Source organism: Bacillus sp. AY3-1 (assembly GCF_008368785.1).
GTDB classification, from domain to species: Bacteria; Bacillota; Bacilli; order Bacillales; family Bacillaceae_G; genus Bacillus_A; species Bacillus_A wiedmannii.
Window position 1 is genome coordinate 321,388 of record NZ_QORZ01000016.1, and the last position, 18,542, is coordinate 339,929.

The 18,542-nt window shown below is 33.1% G+C and carries 18 protein-coding genes and 4 pseudogenes; 13 read left to right on the forward strand and 9 right to left on the reverse strand.

Translation table 11 applies throughout. The features are described from left to right. Positions 1 to 284 precede the first annotated feature (284 nt). Positions 285 to 1,823, forward strand: a complete 1,539-nt coding sequence (locus tag DN389_RS12875) for an alpha/beta hydrolase (protein ID WP_097891717.1) — start codon at positions 285 to 287, stop codon at positions 1,821 to 1,823. A gap of 116 nt (positions 1,824 to 1,939) precedes the next feature. Here DN389_RS12875 and DN389_RS29170 read toward each other — a convergent pair. Beyond that, positions 1,940 to 2,091 (reverse strand): annotated as a pseudogene (locus DN389_RS29170) (acyl dehydratase). A 119-nt stretch (positions 2,092 to 2,210) separates the two neighbouring features. On the opposite strand from DN389_RS29170, the gene DN389_RS12885 reads away from it, so the two are divergent. The 4 genes from DN389_RS12885 to DN389_RS12900 all read left to right on the forward strand — a co-directional run bounded on the left by DN389_RS12885 (position 2,211) and on the right by DN389_RS12900 (position 5,390). Next, positions 2,211 to 2,597: a YflT domain-containing protein gene (locus tag DN389_RS12885; protein WP_088122536.1), complete on the forward strand. Its 387-nt coding sequence runs from the start codon at positions 2,211 to 2,213 to the stop codon at positions 2,595 to 2,597. Between the two features lie 85 nt (positions 2,598 to 2,682). Next, positions 2,683 to 3,084: a peptidase U61 gene (locus DN389_RS12890; protein WP_097891708.1), complete on the forward strand. Its 402-nt coding sequence runs from the start codon at positions 2,683 to 2,685 to the stop codon at positions 3,082 to 3,084. A gap of 34 nt (positions 3,085 to 3,118) precedes the next feature. Next, on the forward strand, positions 3,119 to 4,144 hold the full coding sequence (locus DN389_RS12895) for a ParM/StbA family protein (RefSeq protein WP_097891705.1): 1,026 nt from the start codon (positions 3,119 to 3,121) through the stop codon (positions 4,142 to 4,144). A 295-nt stretch (positions 4,145 to 4,439) separates the two neighbouring features. Next, complete coding sequence (locus DN389_RS12900; protein WP_097891702.1) at positions 4,440 to 5,390, forward strand: magnesium transporter CorA family protein; 951 nt, start codon at positions 4,440 to 4,442, stop codon at positions 5,388 to 5,390. Between the two features lie 169 nt (positions 5,391 to 5,559). On the opposite strand, the gene DN389_RS12905 is transcribed toward DN389_RS12900, so the two are convergent. From DN389_RS12905 to DN389_RS28780, 3 genes are all read right to left on the reverse strand, one after another. Next, a complete protein-coding gene (locus DN389_RS12905; protein ID WP_060487304.1) occupies positions 5,560 to 5,766 on the reverse strand; it encodes a hypothetical protein in 207 nt (68 codons plus the stop codon). Continuing rightward, the gene (locus tag DN389_RS12910) at positions 5,763 to 5,942 is read right to left on the reverse strand and encodes a hypothetical protein (RefSeq protein ID WP_097891741.1); all 180 of its coding nucleotides are present in this window, start codon (positions 5,940 to 5,942) and stop codon (positions 5,763 to 5,765) included. Before DN389_RS12910 ends, DN389_RS12905 begins: the two co-directional genes overlap by 4 nt. A gap of 459 nt (positions 5,943 to 6,401) precedes the next feature. Then, complete coding sequence (locus tag DN389_RS28780) at positions 6,402 to 6,710, reverse strand: hypothetical protein (RefSeq protein WP_149237211.1); 309 nt, start codon at positions 6,708 to 6,710, stop codon at positions 6,402 to 6,404. A 433-nt stretch (positions 6,711 to 7,143) separates the two neighbouring features. On the opposite strand from DN389_RS28780, the pseudogene DN389_RS12920 reads away from it, so the two are divergent. From DN389_RS12920 to DN389_RS12940, 4 genes and pseudogenes are all read left to right on the forward strand, one after another. Beyond that, positions 7,144 to 7,266: pseudogene (locus tag DN389_RS12920) on the forward strand (Holliday junction resolvase RecU); the annotation flags it as partial. 355 nt (positions 7,267 to 7,621) lie between these two features. Next, the gene (locus tag DN389_RS12930) at positions 7,622 to 8,056 is read left to right on the forward strand and encodes a hypothetical protein (protein WP_002004029.1); all 435 of its coding nucleotides are present in this window, start codon (positions 7,622 to 7,624) and stop codon (positions 8,054 to 8,056) included. 238 nt (positions 8,057 to 8,294) lie between these two features. Beyond that, complete coding sequence (locus tag DN389_RS12935) at positions 8,295 to 9,035, forward strand: YrrS family protein (RefSeq protein WP_098190773.1); 741 nt, start codon at positions 8,295 to 8,297, stop codon at positions 9,033 to 9,035. A 625-nt stretch (positions 9,036 to 9,660) separates the two neighbouring features. Beyond that, positions 9,661 to 9,960, forward strand: a complete 300-nt coding sequence (locus DN389_RS12940) for an ArsR/SmtB family transcription factor (RefSeq protein WP_060487300.1) — start codon at positions 9,661 to 9,663, stop codon at positions 9,958 to 9,960. 58 nt (positions 9,961 to 10,018) lie between these two features. On the opposite strand, the pseudogene DN389_RS12945 reads toward DN389_RS12940, so the two are convergent. Continuing rightward, positions 10,019 to 10,084: pseudogene (locus DN389_RS12945) on the reverse strand (DUF2187 family protein); the annotation flags it as partial. Positions 10,085 to 10,327: 243 nt separating this feature from the next. On the opposite strand from DN389_RS12945, the gene DN389_RS12950 reads away from it, so the two are divergent. The 3 genes and pseudogenes from DN389_RS12950 (at position 10,328) to DN389_RS12965 (ending at position 12,547) form a co-directional block, all read left to right on the forward strand. Continuing rightward, complete coding sequence (locus tag DN389_RS12950) at positions 10,328 to 10,570, forward strand: hypothetical protein (RefSeq protein ID WP_060487299.1); 243 nt, start codon at positions 10,328 to 10,330, stop codon at positions 10,568 to 10,570. Between the two features lie 511 nt (positions 10,571 to 11,081). Next, positions 11,082 to 11,447 (forward strand): annotated as a pseudogene (locus tag DN389_RS12960) (MarR family transcriptional regulator). Between the two features lie 218 nt (positions 11,448 to 11,665). Continuing rightward, positions 11,666 to 12,547 (forward strand): LysR family transcriptional regulator, encoded by an 882-nt coding sequence (locus DN389_RS12965; protein ID WP_060487298.1) that lies wholly within the window; start codon positions 11,666 to 11,668, stop codon positions 12,545 to 12,547. 315 nt (positions 12,548 to 12,862) lie between these two features. Here DN389_RS12965 and DN389_RS12970 read toward each other — a convergent pair whose 3' ends face one another. The 4 genes from DN389_RS12970 to ycaC all read right to left on the reverse strand — a co-directional run bounded on the left by DN389_RS12970 (position 12,863) and on the right by ycaC (position 16,766). Further along, positions 12,863 to 14,698 carry an amidohydrolase gene (locus DN389_RS12970; RefSeq protein WP_060487297.1) on the reverse strand — a complete coding sequence of 612 codons (1,836 nt, stop codon included), beginning with the start codon at positions 14,696 to 14,698 and terminating at the stop codon, positions 12,863 to 12,865. A gap of 13 nt (positions 14,699 to 14,711) precedes the next feature. After that, complete coding sequence (locus tag DN389_RS12975) at positions 14,712 to 15,305, reverse strand: antibiotic biosynthesis monooxygenase (protein WP_098191328.1); 594 nt, start codon at positions 15,303 to 15,305, stop codon at positions 14,712 to 14,714. Then, a complete protein-coding gene (locus tag DN389_RS12980; protein WP_000067162.1) occupies positions 15,302 to 15,946 on the reverse strand; it encodes a hydrolase in 645 nt (214 codons plus the stop codon). The genes DN389_RS12975 and DN389_RS12980 overlap by 4 nt, the downstream gene beginning before the upstream one ends. Positions 15,947 to 16,121: 175 nt before the next feature. Next, positions 16,122 to 16,766 (reverse strand): isochorismate family cysteine hydrolase YcaC, encoded by a 645-nt coding sequence (ycaC, locus tag DN389_RS12985; RefSeq protein ID WP_000131220.1) that lies wholly within the window; start codon positions 16,764 to 16,766, stop codon positions 16,122 to 16,124. 516 nt (positions 16,767 to 17,282) lie between these two features. Here ycaC and DN389_RS12990 point away from each other — a divergent pair. Next, positions 17,283 to 18,119, forward strand: a complete 837-nt coding sequence (locus tag DN389_RS12990; RefSeq protein ID WP_106102025.1) for a bromoperoxidase — start codon at positions 17,283 to 17,285, stop codon at positions 18,117 to 18,119. The last annotated feature ends 423 nt before the right edge of the window (positions 18,120 to 18,542 follow it).

Here is an 18,542-nt window from a genome sequence, read left to right on the forward strand (position 1 = left end):
GAACAATTAAAGAAAGCATCTAGTGGGGTGCTTTTTTCTTTTGAAACAGAGAATCTCATGGGTCGGTTACATGTAATTTCGTGCTGTGCTTCTAGGTCATTGGAAAATCCAACAATAAAAAAAGAGGGGGAAGGCGTTTTTTATTGAAGTTTGTTAATGATAGATTTTTAACTAGTTAGGGGGAATCGTAAAATAGATTATTAATCTCTTTAATAATTTTTATTTTCCTTATAGTTGGCATATTGTATTAGAAATTTTTAATTTTGAAAGGAGAATCAATAATTATGGGTAAGAAAAGAAGAATAAGTAATAAGTTATTACTTGTCAGTGCAATTTTTACAATAGCAATTCCCTCAGTCTCATATGCGGAGGAAGTAATTTCACCTGAAAATTTTACGAGTTCTTCAAATTTGTATAAGGGACGGAATACGGAAGTATTGAAAACAAGCTTATATCCTGATACATATAACTATCCGTTTAACTACCAATTTATTTCGAATTTAAAGGAAGCAAACACAACTATAAAAAAAGTAGACAATAGTAATGATGAAAATCCTATTATATCTACTACTCTTTCATTTATTCGCCATATGAATAGTGAAAATTATAAATCTGCATTTGATTTAACCTCAAGGTCATTACAGAAAATAATATCCGAAGAATGGCTGAAGAGCTATTGGGAGGGACTCCCAGTGCAATTACAAGCAGGTTCTTTTATAGAAATTGGAGAGGTTACACAAAAAGAGACAAATCCTGTTCATACAAATGTGGAGATTCAATTAGTTTTTGAAAAAATGACTGTACCTTTACTAATTAAACTAGATCCATCTGGAAAAATAGACGATTTTCAACTCAGCATGTCGTTTAGTCCTGTTGCAGAGCGTCCATCATATAGTAAGCCTGAGTCATTTATTGATAAAGAAGTAGTAGTTGGAAGTGGTGCATTTCCATTACCAGGAACATTGTCGATTCCAAAAGGAAATGGGCCTTTTCCAGCGGTTATTCTTGTTCAAGGATCAGGAGCAACTGATCAGGATGAAACAGCGTTTGCTTTAAAACCATTTCGCGATTTAGCTGAAGGTCTTGCATCGAAGGGAATTGCTGTCCTTCGCTATAATAAAAGAACTTATGAACATGGGTTGAAAACACAATTCAGTCCCTTCTATACAGTTGATAAAGAGACAACAGATGATGCTCTTCTTGTAACTCAATTTCTTAAAAATGAGCCTCTAATAAATAAGAATCAAATATATATTCTTGGTCATAGTCAAGGTGGAATGATGCTTCCGAAAATGATTGAAAAAGACCAAAATCAAAATATTGCTGGGGCAATTGTAATGGGTGGGCCAGCTCGTACGATTCAAGACGTTGTTTTAGATCAATTTGAGTATCTTTTTTCTATTGGAGCAATGAACCAGGAGCAATATAAATTCTACAAATCGCAATTTGAATTATTAAATGATCCCAATTTCTCTGGTCAGAATCCCCCAAAAGATTTTTACTTAGGATCAGCAGTATTTTGGGATTCTATACGGAAAATTAAAGCGGCAGAAATGTCAAAAGAACAAAAGACACCGCTTCTTATTATTCAAGGAGAAAGAGACTATCAAGTTCAATCAAAAATTGAAATTCCTCTTTGGAAAGAACAATTAAAAGAACGAGATAACGTAGATTATCGACTATATCCAAAGTTAAATCATTTCTTTACAGAAGGGGATGGAGAAATAAGTAAACCGGATGAATATTATAGTCCTGCTAATATTCCTGAGTATGTTATAAATGATATTGCTGCTTGGGTGCAAGGAAGATCGCAATTAAATTAGCAACTATATGTTTTAATAAAGACTTTCTTTCTGTAATCAAACTAGAAACATTATTAGGTTATATGTTTTTTAGCACTCTTTTAAAAAGAGTGTTTTTTTATTTTCCTTTGATTTAATTAACGAAAAAAAATATCTTGTACTCCTTTTGTAACTTTTTTTAATAGAAAATTTCTATAAAATAATGGACTTGTCTTCCAAACAAAGCGTTATTTGTAACTCTGTTATCAAAGCAAAGTTCTTGTGACATCTCTCTGATATTCAAAAACATTAATAACCTATTGTGTGAATTTTTTTGAAAATTTAGGTTTAACATCTTTAAAATAGGTGTATTACATATTACATAACAACTAAATAAGAAAATAAAAAATCTAAAGGAGGAAAAATACAATGCATAAGAATGAAAGAAAACCGGTGGTTCATGAATATGAAAATGAACAGGAAGTAGTTATGAAAGTAAAAGAGCTAGAATTGCAAGGGATTCGCCAAGATGACATTTACGTTTTAACACATGAAACACATCTAACAAAAAAGATTGCGGATGATACAAACACAAATACGATTGGAGTAAAAGAACAAGGATTGGGTACACGTATTATCAACTTTTTCTCCAAAAAAGGGGACGAACTCCGAAATCAAATGGAGGAAATGGGGTTGTCGAAGGAGGAAGCTAATTTATATGAAGAAAAATTAGATCAAGGGAGAATTTTACTTCTAATAACAGCTGAAACACCAACGGCGAGTGATAGGCAGCCGCAAAACTATCATTCTCTCTAATAGATTGCAACATCTGATAAATAGATAAGTTAATTATTTTAGGTTGTAGCATGGAAGAAAATAAAAGTAGAGAAGGGTGAGAAAAATGAAACATACAATATTTAAATATGCTTTGATTGGGATTACGACCGGAGTCATGGTCTCCCTGTTAAAAAAAGAAAATCGGAAAGCTATACAAACAAAAGGAAAAAGCGTAAAAGACAAACTACAAGAAGGAAACATAAAGGAAACATTAGAGAAGGTAACTGAGACAAGTAAACAATTCTCTGTAACTGCAGCTAATGTTGCAAAACAAACATTACCACAACTGCTTACAGCCACACCGGTTGTCATTTCTACTATTAAAGATTTAACAGAAAACGAAAATAACAAAAAGAAAAAAGATGAAAAGGATAACGAAATAAATCAAAATAGTAAGGACATAGACGGAGAAAAAACGAAAAATGAAAAGAAATATATGAAAGAAGGGAAAGAAGAGAGTGCTTAGATTTAATTCTAAAAAGAGAAAGTGAGGAAAAAGTATGAAATCTCTGTATGCAATTGATGTAGGAATTGGTTTTACTAAGCGGGCATATCGACAGGATGTAGATTCTGAGGTGACGATTAAGAGTGAAGCTTCCACACTAGCCCCTGTACCTAATCATGCTGAAAGTGAAGATTTAACAAAGGTAAGTTTTATAGACTTAGACTTTGCATACTACATGGGAAATGAAGCACATCAATCTGACGCTTCATTTCTTCCTCCATTTGAAGAAGAAATAGAAAATTATTATGAAAGCGAACAGTTTAAACAACAAATATTTGGTTGCATTGCAAAGGATTATAAAGAAAATGTCGTGTTACCTTTAGTTGTGACCGGGCTTCCCGTTACTTATTTTGGTAGTCAGCATGAGCAATTACAAAATGTATTAAAAAAAGAAACTTCCGTGCAAATCGATGGGAAATTTATTAATATCACGGTGGAAAATGCTTTGATTCTTCAGCAACCGGTCGCTTTACATGCCTATTTCTTAAAAGAGGGAATCATTCAGGAACAAGATCGTATCTTAATTATTGATGGTGGATTTCGTACATTAGAAATGACAGATATGAAACAGAATGTCATTTTAAATCATTATGAGACGGAACTAGGATGTAGCAAGCCTTTGAAAAATATTAAGAATATCCTGCAGAATCATGCAGGGGAAAGTGATGACTTGCATATTAACGACATGCCAAAAATATTAGAAAAAGGATATGGAGGTCGAGAAGAAAATCATCAGACAAGTCAGGTTAATACTTTGATTCAAAAAGAGTTGGATACACACTTCCAAGACGTTATGCGTGTATTACAAGAACAATTTAAGTTAGACCAGTATGACACTATTATTTGGACAGGAGGAATAGTAGACATCCACAAAAAACGAATTGAAAAAATGCAAAGTGAAATTTCTTCTTTCCGTATGGTAGACGCTTCAAAAGAGGCTGCACTTCATGGATACTTTATTATTGGAAGTCAAGTATTTGAAGACATCACTAATCAATCTGCATATGAATCTAAATTATAATAACGACCAAAATGGAGTTCGTTAAATAGACGTGCCAAATTATGTGGCTTCTTTGCCACATATAAATAAGAAAAGATAAAAAGTGCTTGTATAGAGGAAATGTTTAAAATTTAGAATCCAAATAACTAATATATAGGGGGTCTTTCTTGTAACAGAAGAAGACCTCCTATGCCATTTAGTTTGTAATGTAGAGGATCTAAAAACTTTTCCTCCAAGACATGAATACCTACATATAAATTTCGTGTTACGGATATTATTCGATGAAACATAAAACTATTCAGAAAGGAAGAATAATGTGGAATGTATAAAAATGCCGAAATGGGATTGGTATCATGTGAAAACTAGTGAACTTGAAAAACTTTCTTCTATAATCCCTCGTGATGTAACATCTTATTTCTCTCAATTTGTAAAAAAAATAAGTTCTCCTTGTGAAAATGGATTATATGTTTATACGTTATCACCAAGTCAAACTTGTGTATATGGTTCGTTTTTATATGATCAAGATAAAAAGGACGCCAAAATTCAAAAATTTCTTCATTATTTTGTAGCTCATGGAATACTGATAACGGTCCAGGAAAAAGAGGAAGAGGATTTCCAAAAATTAATACATAATTTCCCTATGGGTATAAAAAAATGTAATAGTTCCGCTGAAGGATTATGTGCCATCTTATCAATGTTTATATCTCACTATTTACGAAAGGTTGACTATTTTGAAAATAATTTCAGAAATGTATTATGGGATTTTTATCATCATAATAACATAGCAGTTTTAGAAAGAATTTATCATATTCGTCATGAATTATTTATGAACACACATGTGTTTCGGTTAATACAAGAAGTGTTACAAGGCTTGGAGGAAGCTTGGCTAGAAAACCTAACAAACACCCTTTGTTATAAACAAACACACGTAAAATTAGAGCGTGGATTACAACTCGTTAAAGAGTACCAAGAAGAATTAGACACGATGATTCATTTACAAGAAGTTGTTTCTTCTCATCGTGGGAATGAAATTATGAAAGCTCTTACTGTATTAACTGCTGTAAGTACGCCTTTGACGGCCTTAGGAGCATTGTGGGGGATGAATTTTAAATATATGCCTGAACTAGAATGGAAATATAGCTATTTAATCGCTCTCCTATTTATCATTTTCACAACAGGGGGTATGTATTTGTATATGCGAGTCAAAGGATGGACAGGTGACTTATTACGAGTAAAGAAAAAGAAATCTTTTTTTAAATCTAATTAATCCTGTTTATAAAAAATATGATAGATATTAATCTAGGTATATGGTTAGTAATATTTATTAATAGAGATAGTGCCACATGCCCATCAAGCTAACAAAACAAAAAAATTCGTTTGGGGATGTTCTTTTTTTATAATTAATAGATATAAAACATAAAATTTTAAGAAATGTATTAACGATTTGCAAATTGAGTTGCTATATCTGTTGTATCTTCTTTATTTAAGTGGTAAATGGAATCATCTCCTATACGTTGAACATACGCTTCATCAAAGTATGGTTTCACACTAAAAAATAATACTTTGAATTTGATTTTTTTACCATCATCTAATACAAAGTCAATATTACGTTGAGAAGATTCCTCAAAAACTTTCTTCTTCAAAAATCTTTTTTTGTTACAACATCTTTCTGACTACTTAGTTTTTCAAACACTGATTTTGCTTCTTGGCCATAATCTCTAAATGTACCTCCAGTAACAGAATCAGTTTCTAAATATTTTATTTTTGAAATCAGATTAGGAGTTAAAGAACCCTTATTCTCATCTCCTACTAAAGACATGTACATAAATATAAATAGAAATATAACTAATAATCCTAATTTGATTTTTTTCATTTATTGTCTCCTGTTCTAAAAAATAGTTCCTGTCTATCATACCAAAAATAGGGAATACACTTTTAGAATTTATAAAAAATATAATTAGGATTAAATTAAAACCTTCGAAAAAACCTGTTTTAAAAATGGAAAAAGCGTTAACCTTTCTTTAGAATCAAAAGAAAGGATGTTTTTATAATGTGCTTTTCAATTCATGATGAGCTGCCATTGTATTCCTAAGAGTTACAACGATATATGTTACCTGATGCTTTAGAGCAATTAGCTAAAAATATAGAATTTGTTAAACGAACTAGTAAGTATCAAGCAAAAGCTAACTGCTCGGTTCTCCAAGGGGGAACAAGGAGAAAATCTAATGTCATATATATTGTTGACGGAATATTTAGTTTTATTCACAAGGAATGACGTTTAACTCAATGCATAGCCAATGATCAAAGTTAGTGTTAAAAACACTGATAATAAAAGTGTTAGTAGAACTGTCGCTATGCTTCTAAGCATAGCAACCCAATTATCTATTTTAGAAAATCCCATCATACCAGCAAAAAAAGTTCCTATTGTTAAAACTAGTAAAAAAAATAAAGGATGGATAGGTAGCGAATTCATAATAAACAATTTCGTTTCAGATGAGGCTATCGAACCAATTTCAAGATATAAGAGGAATAGACCAATGCAAATAAAAGAAAAAATAAAGGACCACAGATTAATGTTATGTTTCATTGCTTTCTCCTATGTAATTAAAATATTTACATTTGATTTTACTGGAAAATTAAAGAAAAAGATAGCGATTATAAATTGAAATAAATTTTTTAACAAAATAATCCTTTTACGAAGAAAGGACCTGTTGTCTCCAACAGGCCCTTTCCTAAAATGGCAAAGAGTAACTCTTACCTTACTCTTCTGCTATATAATATACAAAACAAGTATAGATGTATAGAACAAGAAATTCCATTGTGATTATTTAAATATACAAAATTAACGTGTTATAACAGAATTAAACATCAGGAATTAAATTACAAATGTTAGTTTATTAATGAATTCCAATGATAGGATCGAAAGTGATAAATAATAAATTAATATTATAATAATAAAATATGAAATATTGCATATTTTATTGAAGTAGAAATTTACAAGTAGGAAGAGAGGAATAGCAATGGGACTAGGAAACCATGGGATGGCATTTGAAATGCTTATCAATTTAGCAAATAAAATGTATCAAAGAGGGGGCGTGTCGCTTATCGACAAGTGTCCGACCCCTGTGAAGGTGTTATTTTCGAATTTCCCCAAAAAAGTACGCTATTCTATGCAAATGACGTCCTAGGTGAAAACACCGCATATCATTTTAAGAAAAGGTATTTAGAAAACGAAAAATCAATTCATCCGGCTGACGCGCCATTTCCCCTGTACAAGGATTCTCCCACCACAGAACGATAAAATTATCGAAGAGAATTATGAGCCTTACTTGACGAAACAAATGATAGGAAATTCATGATGAGATATACATATTCATTATTGAAATTAGTAATAATAAAATGTATTATTGAAAAGCACTATTTATAATTCAAGTAATCAAGGCTATGTACCCATAATAATTTGAACATTCAGAAATTATAATATTATCTAAAAATGAGGTGAGATTAATAGAAAAAGTACATATTAAATGGTATGGATTGTATAGTTTAAATGATTTTTATAGTAGAGAAGAAGCTTTTAAGAAGGGAATATTTGCAATCTCTAGAGTATATGCTAAAAATGAAACATTAATCTATATAGGAAAAACCAAAAGAAGCTTTATACAAAAGATAAGGGAACTTAATAAGGATTGGACTTTTGATGAAAGCGAATTAAAGATTACATTAGGAATAATAGAGTTTCCTAGTGGTGAAAGTTACTCTGAAAAAAAGGTAAAAGAGATAAAATCCCTTCTGATTTTACGACATACCCCAGTAGAAAACAACACATCTTTATTGTACCATAGAGGGCAGTTTAATTTAAAAATTATAAATAAGGGAAGAAGGGGCTTAATTGTTAAAAAGATTTCTACAGGAGATCTAATGTGGACGTAATTGGAATCATCTTTGAATAAAATTGAAGGTTTCTTACGAACAGGAGTTTATCAATTTTTAATGTATTAAAATATTTTTGAATAACATATGTCAGATGCTTGAAACAACACAAATTTTATTATGATATGAAATCTTGTATGGGAATTGTGATTTATTTCCATCGTTTAATAAAAATATTAAGAATTATAAGAATAATGCATAAAGATTAGAAGAGAAAATAAACTCGGGGGTTTAAAAAATGGGACAAGTAAGCAGGTTTCAAGAAAAACAACAAAATCGTCGTAAAAAGGTGGTTTTTAATATTGCATTTACTTTGGTATTAGTGACAGTTGGTATAGTGACATACCAGTTGTTTGCCCCTTCTGATACATCAAAGAAAGCAATTGCTCAAGAAAAGAAAGCAACAAAGATAGAAGAGAAGAAACGTAAAGAGAAAGAAGCAGCGCAGTTAGAAGAGAAGAAACGTAAAGAGAAAGAAGCAGTGCAGTTAGAAGAGAAGGAACGTGAGGAGAAAGAAGCAGCGCAGTTAGAAGAGAAGGAACGTGAGGAGAAAGAAGCAGTACTGTTAGAAGAGAAGAAACGTGAGGAGAAAGAAGCAGCACTGTTAGAAGAGAAACAAAAAGCAGAAAAATCGGTAAAAATGAACGAAAATGAAAATAAAGAGGGAGAAAAAACGGCATCTCAAGAAAAGGGTTCTCAAACTAATCCTTCTTGGAAGCCAATTGGTACAGTGCAAGGAGCAAAACCTGAAATGAAATTTAAAGAAGGAACAGTAGATTGGAGTGAGATGAAACAAGCAATTTCTTATGCTGTTGATGTTCCAGAGAGCCAATTGATTTTCGATTTTATTGGGAATAATGGTGATAATAAAGCCTACGGTAATGTACGAGATAAGCAAAGTAATAAAAAATATAAGGTTGATATTGATTGGGTAGAGAATCAGGGGTGGAAACCAGCATCTGTTCAAGTGGTGAAATAAATAATAGAAATGTAATTATGTGTTTAAAAGTTTACTTTTTTAAAAACTCCAAAAAGAGTCCGTATCAATCAGGACTCTTTTTGTTATGTTGACAGCATTAATTACTTGGACTCATTTGTTAGATCCTGATGTGGATCAACTTTGATAATCAATAAAGTCTCATCTCGTGTGAGCGTTCATCTATTAACCAAAGAACAACAAAAAAACGATTACAGGATTAAGTTGTACAAGAAAATAGAAAGGAAGGAAATATTCTCCTCGTAGTAAACGACTTAGTAGTATCGATCTTTATATGACCAACACTCCTGCACCTAGAGAAAACAATGAAAAGCTCAAGGAAAGAAAACAACAAAGATAGAAGGGAAACACAAAGCAGAAAAATCGGTAGCTACATGTGAATGATTTGAAAAATCTTCATTATAAATTTAGGCTAACTTCACATAGAGCACATATTAATATTTTATTATTTATATGTAATGTAAGAATAAATAAAGTGAATTGTATTTCGTTCTGTTTTTAAAAATTTAAAATTCCTTTATTTTTATATAAAGGTTTTACATCGGAGTTTTAAATATTTTGGAAATAGATCAAAATAAAAGGAGTTCATATAAAAGGGGAATGTCCTATGACAACATATACAAGTGAATTGAGAAAAAGTTTAGTTTCAGAAGAAGATGTAGATATTTTGAAAATTATGGCGCATCCAATCCGCTTACAAATTGTAAATGAATTAAGTACGAGAAAAACGTGTAATGTAACACAATTAACAGAATTACTGAATATTCCACAATCGACAGTTTCACAACATTTATCAAAAATGAAGGGTAAAGTGTTACGAGCTGAGCGAAAAGGTTTAGAAATTTATTATCATATTCATAATTTAAAAGCGAGTAAGATTGTAAGTGTTTTAGGATATATAAACTAATGAAGTATTTTCATATAAAATAGCCGCTGCTGGTGAGAAGGGGCTATTTTGTGTTGCTTTATGTATTTGCATTTGAAATTTTATAGTTTTTATGATTTACAATGGTTCGATCAAATTCAAAAGTACACCGCTTACTACAATCATATCCCATAATAATAGTTCCTCCTTTTTAGATAAGGGGGGATTAGAGCTCATTTCATGGACTATAACGGGTTCACTTTACCTTGTGTTTTTAAGGATGAATTGAGCGGGTCTCTGTAAAAATAGAAAAAACATCTTAATGCGCATTTATCTAAAATTTTTTTGTGTCATTAGCCCTTTTTACTACATAGCTTATTTTAAATTGTTTTAGGGAGGGGTATAAGTAATGGCATATACTTTAAATGATATTTGTATCGATGTGTGTCTTATAGTTACGTTTACTCCGAGTGGTGGGGTAGAATCAATTGTAAGTGGTGGAGAAGAGTGTGGATCTAGTCCTAGTATAGTGATTAATTCTGATGGCTCAATTACTATTACATTACCATTAGTAGCCTGTTTATCCCTCGTATTAAATAACGACTTAAGTGTTGGGACATCATTAACAAGCTTGTCTTTTAAAACTTCTTAAGTGAGGTACTAATTTTATCCCGCGTTAACGGACAGTAAAACTCCCACCTCAAAATTCAGTTGGAGCAAAGAAGTTAGGTGGGAGATCAACTGTCCGTAAACGTTCGATTGGTGAGGGCTGATAATCAGTGGGGATGAACAAAACCCCCACTGATTAAAGTTTCACTTTATATGAAAGATTAGAGCTCTCCTTTTTGTAGGAGAGCTCTAATCTTTTTTTAAAAACTATATCATATATATAGGCAGACCATCACCTGAAATTTGTTCCGATTCAATTTAGAATATGACAAAAGAGAACTTGCGTTAGAAAACAAGCTCTCTTTAAAAGAAATAACGCAATTGAGATACTTATATAGTAACAATTGTTTTCTTCTAATTCTATATGTCTTATGTTGAGAAATAAATTATAAGTGGCTTGATAAAGCTAAAATGAATTATTGACATAATATTTTGACGATAATATAATAAATCTCGAATTCAAGATAACTTGTAAAGGATTGGTAATTAGGAACGTGATTAACGATGAGAGCTTATCTTTAAAGTTATTTGTTATATTATCAAGGGCAGTACAGTCAATCACTAAGCGTATTGAAGAGGATATAAAAAGTTATAGACTTAATCCAACTGAATTTGCAGTGCTTGAGCTACTATACAGTAAAGGCGATCAGCCTATAAAAAATTGGAGACAAAATATTATTTGCAAGTAGTAGTAGTATCACGTATACGTCAATTACTTCAGAAGGTATTGAATTGATGGATACTATTTTTCCTCAGCATAAAGAGGGGATTCGGCAAATATTTGATAGTTTGGACTATATGGAGAAGAAATGATAATTAAAGAGTTGAAAAAGTTAGGATGTTACACACGGAAATTGTAAGTTTTTAGAGGTTATTTCTGTTTAGTAATATCCTAATTAAATATAAATTAAATAAATAGGAGGAAAAATTAATAAATAGTAGTAAATTTGTTGTAATACAAAATAAGAAAATTATGTAATTGTAATTAGTGTAGTAGGTAATAAAGCTGTTATGTTAACGTATACATATTGTCCTTTTCATTATAAATCTTTCATAAAGCGGAGAGTGGGTATCAAGAATGGAATTACGTCATTTAGAGTATTTTATTCAAGTTTGTAATAATAATAGTTTTACTAAAGCTGCGGAAGTTCTAGGTATTTCACAGCCGACTTTAAGTCAGCAAATACGTGTGTTAGAAGGTGAACTTGATACACCCTTGTTTCATCGAGTTGGAAGAGGTATCAAAATGACAGAAGCGGGTAAGCTGCTATTTGATAAAGGAAAATTTATCATGCAACAATTTGATGACGTTTATAATGAAATTTTTGAATTAAAGGGTGTAAAAAGAGGTGTGATTACTATAGGAGGTTTATTAGAGGACCTCACTTATTTAACACCTTATATTATGAAGTTTCAACAACATTATCCCAACATTATAGTAAAAATTATAGAATCCGAAGTTGCTGTAAATCAAATCGTTGACCAAAATATTGATTTAGGAATCACACGTAGTGCTCAAATTCCAGACACATTAACAAGCACCCTTTTGTATAGCGAAGAGCTCGTCCTTGTAATTCCAAAAAAACATCCTTTGAATGAAAAATCATTTGTTTCTTTTCGAGAATTAGCAGGGCTGAGTAGAATAATGGTTTCATGTAGTTGTCGTGAATCTATTAAGATATATTGTGAGAGTTTAGGGTTATCTTTATCTGAAGCAAATATAGAAACAAAATCTTCTATTTCTCTATTGAGCCTTGTATATAATGGACATGGCGTTGCCATAATACCTCTTTCACTAGTTGACTTTGTTAATAATGATAATTTGAGTATAGTTCGTATTATTGATCCGACACCAAGTCAAGATATTAATCTTATTCACTTTGATGATAAATTTTTAAGTTTTGCAGCACGTATCTTTATGCAAAAGTTAAATGATCCTGAAAAAGTATTAGTATTATAGAAATAATAATGATTATAGTGTGAGAGTTAAAAATGATACATAATCCTTGGGATAAGACCTAAATTACAGTCAAAGGGCATTGGCTTTATATGTGTGGTGTGATCGATTCAAATGGGAATATCATTGACTTTTACTTAAGGAAAAAAGGGCAGACTTTGCAAGGAGAGAAGGCTGTCAAAAATAAGTCAAGTTAATCCATCAACTCTTCGGTCTTATCGTATAGTACTAGATTCCAATAGGGATATACAATGCTATTTCGAATTTGCATATCCTTATTGTAGAAAGAAAACCACCGGCATTACCGGTGGTTTTGACTTAGAAAGCAAAGCAAGTACAACCAATACCCCATTTAGTTCCATCTTTTCCTATTACGGTATGAGTGTGTTGATGGAGAGGGTTACTGCAACTATGTAACTTGTGATCATGGGCATCGTGAGAAAGTATAGTGTGGGCTAGGTTAGCGCCACCATAACCATAAACTCCCGTCGGTGACCAATCAGGTGATGCTGGCGGCAATTCAGGTGATAAATTTTTAAATTCATCATTTCCATAAACAACCTGCCCACCCATAATGGTGAGTAATGATTCAAGGTTCTTGATTTCTTCTTCTGGTACAGTAAAGTAATCAGCAGACAATACAGCAAGATCAGCAAACTGACCTACTGCAAGGGTTCCTTTTTTACCTTCATCACCAGAGAACCACGCACTTCCTTTAGAATATAATTCTAGGGCTACTTTTCTATCAAGTTTATTTTTTTCATCGTATATCGAAAGTCCACCAATGGTTTTTCCGGCAACCATCCAGTAAAGAGCGACCCAAGGGTTATAGCTGGAAACCCTAGTTGCATCACTACCGGCGCCAACAGGTATACCTAGGTCTAACATACGATAAATCGGAGGAGTATGCTTTGCAGCTTCCTTTCCGTATAAATCAACAAAGTATTCACCTTGAAAAGCCATGCGGTCTTGGATGGCAATACCGCCATTTAAAGCCTTAACACGTTCCATACTACGATCTGAGATTGTTTCTGCATGGTCAAACCACCATCGTAGACCATTAAAAGGAATTTCTTTATTGACTTCCTCAAATACATTTAAGAAACGTGTGATTGACTCGTCATAAGTTGCATGTAAACGGAATGGCCAACGGTTTTCTACCAATAGAGAAATTACTTTCTTTAAGTCAGCTTCCATCATCGTAGCTAGTTCAGGCCGTGGCATTTGAAATTTTTCAAAATCGGCTGCCGAGAATACTAACATTTCTCCGGCACCATTCATTTTATACTTATCAGTTCCTTGACCGGGAGAAACAAGTTTTGCCCATGAAGCAAAGTCTTCATATTCATGATTAGGATTTTGCGTAAATAGATTATAAGCAATACGCAAAGTTAATTGTTCTTTCTCGGCTAAATGTTCAACAACTTTGTAGTCATCAGGGTAATTTTGGAAACCACCACCTGCGTCAATGGCACTTGTAATACCTAATCTATTTAATTCGCGCATAAAATGGCGAGTTGAATTAATCTGGTCGTCAAAATTAAGTATTGGAGCTTTACCCAAACTTGAATAAAGAATAGAAGCATTAGGATTCGCAATTAAAAGACCCGTTGGATTACCTCGTTTATCCCGCTCAATTAAGCAGCCTGGAGGGTCTGGGGTATCTTTTGTGTATCCCAGTGCACGCAGCCCTGCACGATTTACAAGTGCTCTATCATAAAGATGTAGTACAAAGACAGGTGTGTCTTCAGAAACAGCATTAATCTCTTCCAAAGTTGGCAACCGTCTCTCTTTAAATTGAAATTCAGACCAACCTCCAACTACTCTTACCCACTGAGGAGCAGGTGTACGCCTTGCTTGTTCTTTGAGCATTTCGAGAGCAATGGCAATTGAAGGCACACCTTCCCATCGTAATTCCATATTATAATGAAGACCGCCACGAATAACGTGTATATGAGAGTCATTCAGGCCTGGAATAGCTCTCTTTCTTTTAAGGTCTATTTTTTTTGTTTTTTCTGTGGCACTATTAAGAATCTCATCTCCACCTACTGCAGTTATTAAACCATCAGTTATGGCGATAGCAGATACCTCAGGTTGAGAGGGATCAAGGGTAGTAATTTTTCCGTTATATAAGATTATATCCGGTACATTCATATTCACACCTCGTCTATTTCCTATTATTTTGTAACCATGGATGAAATAATTTACCGAAGACCGGCATAACTACCCATGATAGCAAGGACACTATACATATAGAAACGAAAAAAGCGGACATAATAGGATTCATATGTTTTATAATAGGTCCTATCAATTTAGGAACTAACATGCTAAGTGGCCATACCCCCAGAAGGGTAACGATAGACATTTTCCATTTTGGCGGTGGAACTGGCGTTTTCGGAGTAACAAACCAATAAGCCAAACTGCTTTCAGTTTTGTACGTTGGATTAGTAGCTTGAAATTGCTCCGCCGTTTTTAACAAATCTCGGCGAATATCTGATTCTTGCCAAGCACGTAGATGCTCATACGTATCAAAGCGAAAAATAACAGTATACTCTCTGGATACATTATTAGGGACTATTAGATTTACACCTAAATGTCCTGGGAATTTAGTAGCGGCAGCTTCGATTTCATGTCTCCATGTTTCAAACTGTTTTTCTTTACCTTCTTGAATTTCCCATGTAACAATCGTTGTTACTGGATCAGCAGCATCCATCGTGTTAACTGTATGAACCTCTTCGACAGCTACTCCTTCTTGTTTCATATTTTCCTGCTTGGAAGCGCGCCATGCACCATGGTATATGCGTATTCTACGCCTTGACCATAAGCACCAGTGTGTTCTTTTACAATCTCCATTACCGCATCATAAGTGTCTTTGTGTGCCCAGTCACGTTGGTATTCAAGTAAAACTTGAATTGCTGTCACTGGAATGGCACCAGCTTGTTCTACACGACGCATAGCAGCGTTATGTGCTGTCAAACTAGTACCACCTGAAGCATCATCAACTGCATACACCTCATAGCCAGCTTTAATTGCTTCAAGCACAGGGAATGCAAGGCAAACTTCAGTCCAAAGTGCTGCAAATATTAATTTCTTTCTACCTGTTGCTTTAACTGCTTCAACAAATTTTGGATCTTCCCAAGAGTTCATTGAACTACGTTCTATAATTTCATGGTTTGGAAATATGTCAAGAATTTGTGGCCAAAAATAACCAGAAAAGCTGCGTGTCTCAACTGTAGTAAGAATAGTAGGTACGTTAAAAGTTTTTGCTGATTTAGCAAGCAACATAACGTTATTAATCAATGTTTGTCTATCAATACTTGCAACTCCAAAAGTCATTTGAGGTTGAAAATCAATCAAAATTAAGGCACTGTTCTCCGGATTTAATAATTCTAAATTACTCATAATAAAACGCTCCTTTTTTAATTGTTTAAAATTATTTATTGAAAGGAATGTATCTTCTGTCAATTAAAGCCCTGCTATACTTTTTAATGTAAAATTTAGTGCCGATTTAATCAGCACTAAATCTATACTATCTACTCTAAAAAAAGTAATTTAAAGCTATTTCTTTGGAATATATTTATGCATTTTGTTTACTAAGATCGCGCTGAGCTCCCATATAGCTTCCAATTATATTTTGATAACCTGGAAGATTACTAGCAAGTAAATTGCCAAAACCTTCAACATCGTTGCGCCAATCCCGTTGTAATTCGCAAGCTACGCTAAACCAGTTCATAAGTTGTACACCATTATGTGCCATACGCGTATTGGCAGCATCTGCAACTTGTTTACTGAAAGTTCCTGAAGCATCAGTGACAGCAAATACTTCATATCCAGCTTTTATAGCGGAAAGTGCCGGGAAAGCAACACAAACGTCTGTTACTACGCCCGCGATGATGAGTTGCTTTTTTCCAGTTTCTTCGATTGCTTTTACAAAATCATCATTATCCCATGCGTTAATTTGTCCAGGTCGAGCTATTTTTTGTGCGTGAGGAAAGAGATCAACCAATTCTTGCATTAAAGGTCCATTAGGTCCGTTTTCAAAGCTTGTTGTTAAAATAACTGGTAAATCAAAAAACTTAGCAGTGTGAGCAAGAGCTAAAACATTGTTTTTGAATTCATCAACACCATAGTCACGTACTAGTCCGGACATAAGACCAGTTTGATGATCTACTAAAAGCACGACAGCATCATCTTTGTTAATACGAGAATAGAGATCAGTCATTATGTATTCCTCCTAAAAATTAAGTAATCGAAGAAAGTCTAAATAGTCGAATACTATCATAAGTTTCTTCGTTTATTACGATTCGTTTATAACTAAGCTGACCAATAATATTGGTTATAGCAACATTCACAGAACATGAAGCGCTATACAAATTTATAGTATTTGAAAACTGATTCGTTAATCAATTCTAAATTATCTATAGTTTGTATAGGTGATAACTATAGTTATTTTCACTATAAAATGAATTGGTTTTACCTATACATTCTATAGATAGAACGATATTGATAGTCTCCTATTTTTGTTATTAGAATTGAATAGGAGGAATGTTTAGCAATTATTTTATGATGAAAAAGGTATTAGAGGGGGCATTGTTCCAAAAGGAGAAAATGAATTCGTTGGAATAATAGAGTTTCATACTTAGAGTTCACAACATAACCATGCGTAAATAGGTTATGAGATTCATCCGGATTATTGAAAAAAAGGATACATATTAGAATATTTTTGGGAGGTAGAAGAATGGCAAAAATTACTGTAGGAACTGAAAATCAAGCACCAATTGAAATATATTATGAGGATCATGGCATAGGAAAACCAGTTGTACTCATTCATGGTTGGCCGCTAAGTGGTCGATCTTGGGAATACCAAGTTCCCGCTCTTGTTGAGGCTGGATACAGAGTTATAACATATGATCGTAGAGGATTTGGAAAATCATCTCAGCCGTGGGAAGGGTATGAATATGATACCTTTACTTCTGATTTACATCAACTATTAGAACATTTAGAGCTTCAAAATGTCACACTTGTTGGTTTTTCTATGGGTGGAGGCGAGGTAGCTCGGTACATTAGTACGTATGGAACAGATCGTATTGAAAAGGCTGTTTTTGCTGGAGCAGTTCCTCCATATTTATACAAATCAGAGGATCATCCTGAGGGGGCATTAGATGATGCTACAATTGAAGCATTCAAAAGTGGTGTGATAAATGACCGTCTTGCATTTCTTGATGAATTTACTAAGGGATTTTTCGCGGCTGGTAATCGAACAGATTTAGTTAGTGAGCCATTCCGTTTATATAATTGGGATATTGCAGCCAGTGCATCACCTAAAGGAACGCTTGATTGTATTACCGCCTTTAGTAAGACAGATTTTAGAAAAGACTTGGAGCAGTTTAATATACCTACCCTTGTTATTCATGGTGATTCAGATGCAACTGTACCATTTGAATATAGTGGGAAGTTAACACATGAAGCAATTCCTAATTCTAAAGTAGCGTTAATAAAGGGTGGTCCACATGGGCTAAATGCAACGCATGCCAAAGAATTTAATGAAGCACTCCTATCATTTTTAAAGGACTGATTACAACTATATAATTGTTAATTGATACATTATAAACAAGTAAAAATAAAGCTTTATAAAAGATGTTCTTGGATAAATCCAGGAGCATCTTTTTAAATGCGGAGTAGTGCACCATTGTAATCAATTTAAAGAATCGAAATCATCTATAACGAAATTTCTGCTCATTTTTAAATAGTGATATTGAGATTTTGGGTTGATAAATTTCCATTAGTTTCGGATTGAATATTCTTCTTAACAGCTAAAATGTATTGATTAGAGTTTTTTAGGTCTCTTAGGTGGATTGCTATATTACTATTAAGATAATATTTTGAATAATCTACAAAACAAAGAAATGTACATTTCCTGGTTTTGTGTAGTGAATTTTCTTAAGTTGAGTGGGGGCCTTTATATCCTAAGTAAAAAGGGTAGGCTTAAGCCTACAAA